This window comes from Edaphobacter sp. (assembly GCF_035532915.1).
Lineage (GTDB): Bacteria > Acidobacteriota > Terriglobia > Terriglobales > Acidobacteriaceae > Edaphobacter.
On sequence record NZ_DATKQC010000170.1, the window covers coordinates 1 to 5,441 of the forward strand.

The window sequence follows — 5,441 nt, forward strand, 5'->3', positions numbered from 1 at the left end:
TCTATGCAGCGAACCGGGCCAACGGCACAATTTACGGCTATTCCATCGGCACCGGAGGCTCGCTGGCGGCACTGGGCGGATCGCCTTACACGAGCGGGCTGCTGGTGACATCGCTGGGCACCGACAGCAGCGGAGATTATCTGCTGGCAGCGGCCAATGGAGGCAATCCTGATCTGTCGATGTATAGCTTCGATGCGACTACTCCGGGCAAGCTTGATCTTGCGACCAGCACGGCCACTGGGACGGCGCCGACCGGGGCGATTGCGGTTGCGCTGACGCACTGATGGCAGTAACTCATCGTGTTCGCTTGTCCGAATGCGCTGAATCGATGAACAACAGTGCGTGGCTTCAACGCATCGGCCAGTAGTATGGATAGAGAAGTTTCTGAGTTTTGCTGGAGTTTCAGGGCCATTCTTTCTTCTTTCTGCCAATCCGTTCCCTGTCGATCTGTTTCCAGACGAAATTTAATTCGGCTTGCAGCCTGTGCGCTCTTGTCGGTGTGCCTGCTGCCCGCTATCCCCGGTTGCTCGCGGTTGCGTCCCAAACCGAAGCGCGAGTATGTGTACGTCCTGGCGAAGAAGACTTATCTGCGCGACCGCGTGGCGGCGGTATCGAACCGGACCGCGGACGTGGAAAATGGCGACCGGCTGCTGGTGCTCGATCATGGTCGGCGCTTCTTTAAGGTTCAGACCGACCAGGGAGCGCAGGGCTGGATCAACGAGAAGATGGTTGCAACGCAGGATATCTTCGACCAGTTTGCCGCGCTGACCAAGGAGCATGAAAAGGACCCTGTGGTAGCAACCGGCGTGGTGCGCGATGACGTTTATATGCACATCGCTCCCGGTCGCGAGACGCAGCATTTCCTTCGGCTGGGCGAGGGCGAGAAGTTGAAGCTGCTGCGGCGTGCCACGCTTCCCAAGCCGGTCCCTCCGGGCCTGCGAGCGGTTGCTCCGGTGGCGGTGAACGGCAAGGCCGTCGAGGCCGCGGCGCCAGCACCTCCGGCGATGGACGACTGGTGGCTCGTGCGCGACTCCAAAGGCGAGGCCGGTTGGGTCTATAGCCGGTTGATGGATGTGGACGCTCCCGACACGCTGGTTCGGTACTCCGAAGGGCAGCGGATCGTGGGTGCCTACGTTCTGACCAAGGTGTACGACCCCGAGGCTCCGCAGGATGACAAGAACATTCCCGAGTATGTGACGGTGACCAGTCCCTATACGGCTGGGTTGCCCTATGACTTCAACCAGGTGCGCGTCTTCATTTGGAATGTGAAGAAGCACCGCTACGAGACCGCGTACCGGGACAAGAACATCGAGGGCTATCTTCCGTTGCAGGTGACGATGGCGAGCGACCCCTACGGCAAGGCCCCGGCGTCGATGACGGTGGCTCCGACTTACAGCTACCGTGTGTCGGCCGGAGACGCTCCGCCGGTGGTGCCCGATCCGGTCACAGGAGCGATTGTGCCGGGCAAGACGGTTTTAAAGACTTATCGGCTGGAAGGAAACCTGGTGCGAAGGGTTCTGCCGCCTGATACCACAGCTCCGGACGAGGCCCATCCCGTGCCGGTCGAGAAGAAGGCAAAGAAGGTAAAGAAGGCCGTGAGAAGCCGGCGAAGACGGTAAAACCTGTCGCGCCGCGCCGGTGATATAAGTGGCTGTACGATTTTCCGTGAAATGAAATGGGAGCGCACGATGACTCTTCCTCCGCATGAGATTGCCTTGCGGCTGGTTACGGCCACTGTGCTGGCAGGTCTGGTCGGCCTTGATCGAGAACGCCGCCGAAGCGCTGCCGGTCTGCGCACGCATGCCCTGGTGGGGATGTCGTCCTGCCTGCTGATGATTGCCTCTGCCTTTGGCTTTGCGGATATCCTGGGCACCCCGGGGGTAGCCCTGGACCCGTCGCGTATCGCGGCGCAGATTGTTACCGGCATTGGCTTTCTGGGAGCGGGAACGATCATCGCGCACGGGGATTTGGTTCGCGGACTGACGACTGCGGCCAGCATCTGGTCGGTGGCGGCGCTTGGAATCGCCGTCGGCTGCGGTATGTATCGCGCGGCCATCCTCGGCACCGCGCTTGCGCTGCTTCTGGTATTGCGTCCGTTGGAACGGCGGCTGGACACGCGCTGGCGTAAACAGACGATCAGCCTGCTCTACGATTCGAATGTCGTCACGATCGAGAATCTACTGGCGGCACTGCGGCAGATCAATCTCGATGTTGCCTCGCTCAGCGTGGAGACAAGGGACGGCGGCAACAAAGATGGGTTCAGATTACGTTCATTCAAAGCGGGGCAGTGGTTTTGCAAAATGCCATGCAGGCAGTCGTGCAGTTAGAGGGCGTGGAGAGCGCGAAGATCGAATAGGCGTGGCGCAGGCGCTACGCGTAAAAGGCAGCGATGGCTTCCACGACTGTCTGCTGTTCGTCTTCGCGCAACTCGGGATAGATCGGCAGAGCAAGCACTTCGGCGGCGGCGGCTTCGCTGACCGGGAAGTCGCCGCGTTGATAGCCGAGGCCGGAGAGGCTGGTCTGCAGGTGCAGCGGCAACGGGTAATAGATCTCGCTGCCGATCTGGCGGTCTGCGAGGTATTCGCGCATCGCATCGCGTCGTGGCGCTCGAATGACGTACTGGTGAAAGACAGGCGTGGCACGGGGATCGGTGATGGGCAGAACGATGCCTTCGTTGGTGTTGGCGGCAGCAAGGCCAGCCTTGCGAAGCAGTTGATCGTAACGGGCGGCGCGGTCGCGGCGTTGCTGGTTCCACTCCGGCAGATAACGCAGTTTCACTTCGAGCACAGCGGCCTGCAGCGTGTCCAGTCGCGAGTTCCAGCCGACCTCGTCGTGGAAGTAGCGGCGACGCATGCCGTGTGCCCGCATCATGCGTGCGCGCTCGTCGTACTCGGCTGAGAGCGTCGTCAGCAGACCAGCATCGCCAAAGGCGCTGAGGTTTTTGGTGGGATAGAAGCTGAACGCGGCGAGGTCACCCAACGCTCCCGCAGGCGTACCGTTCCAGGACGCTCCGAAGGCCTGCGCGGCATCCTCGATCAGCAACAGGTTGTGGCGCTGTTTCAGGGAGCTGAAGGCGTCCCAGTCGGCGCACTGGCCGTAGAGGTGAACGGGAAGGACAGCCTTGACCGTCGTGCCCGCGTGAGAGTGCAGCAGCACCTCTTCCACCGCATCGGCCGAGAGATTGAAGGTCAGGGGATCGATATCGGCGAGAAGCGGTTGCGCACCGCAACGCAGGATGGAGCTGACCGTGGCGAAGAAGCTGAACGGGCTGGTGATGACGGCATCGCCGGGACCGATTCCGGCGGCGCCCATGGCCAGCCAAAGCGCGTCCGTGCCGCTGGCGCAGCCGATGGCGTAGGGTGCCGCGCAGGCTGCCGCGGCAGCCCGCTCGAAGCTCGTAACCTGCGGGCCAAGGACAAACTGCTGCGAATCGCAGACGCTTTCGATAGCAGCCATGACTTCCTGACGGATCCCGGAAAACTGGCGGGAGAAGTCTAGCATCGGGACAGGTTGGGAGTTATGAGTCACCTCTGCCATGGTATATCGCAGAAAGTGTGCGTGGGGCAGGCGTCCCTTTGGCCATTTGCTGCGTCTAATAAACTCATCGCAGTCTGAGTATAGTTAAAAGCGTTCAGGCGGCGCAGGTTGATAATTGCAGCAGATGGTCGTATTGTTTGACAATCTTGGCTTCAGTCCCGGCTGCTTTGAAGGTTGGGTTTTTTGCTGAAGTAAATGCGGTATGGCGGACTTTTTACTGGAACAAAAATTAGCTCAAAGCTAAAGGAGATCGGCCTCATGGATTCAAAGCCGGCACAGAACATTCAGGACACATTTCTCAACACGGTTCGGAAAGACAAGAGCCCTATTACGATCTATCTGGTAAGCGGCGTCAAGCTGACCGGCAAGATACGGTCGTTCGATAAGTATTCGGTGCTGTTGGAGAACAACAGCCAGGAACAGTTGATCTTCAAGCACGCCATTTCCACGGTCGTGAGTGGAAGAGCCGGAGCCCATCTGGAACTGCGGTCCGACAGCAGGCCAGAGTCACGGACGAGCATCCCTCATCCGTCTCCTGCTGCCAGCGCTCCTTCCTCGGAAGCGACCGGAACGCAGGGTGCCGTTAGTCGTTGATCAAAACCAGTAGACAGAAGGCGGTCGCAGCCAAGCCTGCGCGGCGTAGTCTCGTTGCCGTGCAGGAGGCTGCGATGATTGCCGCGCGCAGCTCCCACGGCTCGGGTCAAAACGCCGAACGCGCCATCCTGGTTGCGGTGGAGTTCACGGGCGAGCGCCGTAAGCTCACCTCTGCCGCCAGGCTCGCCCGCAAAGCTGCTGCCGTGTCGGCGCAATCAGAGACCCATGAAACGGACGTGATCGCAGCCGCTCCTGTGAGCGCCGCCGGTCTCGACTTCGATGCTTCCCTCGCCGAGTTTGAAGAGCTCGCCCGCAGCGCCGGCGCCGAGGTGGCAGCGACGCTGGTGCAGCGGCGCGCACGGCCCGATCCGGCCACACTGGTGGGGCAGGGCAAACTGGAGGAGATTGAGGGCGTTCTCGCGTCGACCGGTGCCGACCTTGTGCTCTTCGACCACGATCTAACGCCATCGCAGCTTCGAAATCTCGAGGCCAGGCTACCCTGCCGCGTCATCGACAGGACGCAGCTGATCCTGGATATCTTCGCGCGTCATGCACGCACCCGGGAAGGGCAGTTGCAGGTCGAGCTTGCGCAGTTGGAGTACCAGCTTCCGCGGCTTGCTGGCCGGGGCAAGGCGATGTCGCAGCTTGGCGGCGGCATCGGTACGCGCGGCCCGGGCGAGACCCAGTTGGAGACCGATCGCCGCAAGATCAACCTGCGTATCGACCATGTGAAGGAGCAGCTCGAATCGGTGCGGCGGATTCGTCGCCAGCAGCGACAGCGCCGCGAGGCAGTGCCCGTGCCGGTGGTAGCCCTGGTCGGCTACACGAACGCTGGAAAGAGCACGCTGTTCAACGCGCTGACCGAGGCGGGCGTGCTGGAATCGTCGCGGATGTTCGCCACGCTGGACCCCAAGCTGCGGCAGTTGCAGCTTCCCTCGCGGCGCAAAATCCTGCTTTCGGACACGGTGGGATTTATCCGCAACCTGCCGCATACGCTGGTGACCAGCTTTCGCGCCACGCTCGAAGAGGTAGAGCGCGCAGAGATTCTTTTGCACGTCCGCGACGCCTCCAGCCCCATGATGGACGAGCAAAAGGCGCAGGTGGAAAAGGTGCTGGGCGAGCTCGAGGTGACAAAAAAGCCGATTATCGAGGTGCTGAACAAGGTCGACCTGTTGCCGGAAGAGGAACGCGGCCATCTGACCAACGGTCTTCCAGTTTCGGGATTGAAGAAGCTGGGTCTGGACGAGCTGTTGGCAGCCATCGACGACGCTCTGGTCGTCGATCCGTTGATTCGCGCAAAATTCCGCCTG

At 61.1% G+C, this 5,441-nt stretch carries 6 protein-coding genes; 5 read left to right on the plus strand and 1 reads right to left on the minus strand.

Annotated elements, in window-relative coordinates; genetic code table 11:
• The 3 genes from VMU57_RS08215 to VMU57_RS08225 all read left to right on the plus strand — a co-directional run.
• On the plus strand, window positions 1–284 hold a 284-nt coding region (locus VMU57_RS08215), incomplete at its 5' end, for a hypothetical protein (protein ID WP_325382303.1).
• Window positions 285–533: 249 nt separating this feature from the next.
• Window positions 534–1,619 carry an SH3 domain-containing protein gene (locus VMU57_RS08220; protein WP_325382305.1) on the plus strand — a complete coding sequence of 362 codons (1,086 nt, stop codon included), beginning with the start codon at window positions 534–536 and terminating at the stop codon, window positions 1,617–1,619.
• A 69-nt stretch (window positions 1,620–1,688) separates the two neighbouring features.
• The gene (locus VMU57_RS08225; RefSeq protein WP_325382307.1) at window positions 1,689–2,327 is read left to right on the plus strand and encodes an MgtC/SapB family protein; all 639 of its coding nucleotides are present in this window, start codon (window positions 1,689–1,691) and stop codon (window positions 2,325–2,327) included.
• Between the two features lie 43 nt (window positions 2,328–2,370).
• Here the strand turns inward: VMU57_RS08225 and VMU57_RS08230 are convergent, their stop codons facing one another.
• Entirely contained in the window at window positions 2,371–3,537 is a 1,167-nt protein-coding gene (locus tag VMU57_RS08230) for a DegT/DnrJ/EryC1/StrS family aminotransferase (protein ID WP_325382309.1), read from the minus strand.
• 258 nt (window positions 3,538–3,795) lie between these two features.
• On the opposite strand from VMU57_RS08230, the gene hfq reads away from it, so the two are divergent.
• Entirely contained in the window at window positions 3,796–4,131 is a 336-nt protein-coding gene (hfq, locus tag VMU57_RS08235; protein WP_325382311.1) for an RNA chaperone Hfq, read from the plus strand.
• 74 nt (window positions 4,132–4,205) lie between these two features.
• Window positions 4,206–5,441: GTPase HflX (gene hflX / locus VMU57_RS08240; protein WP_325382313.1), on the plus strand; the 1,236-nt coding region annotated here is incomplete at its 3' end.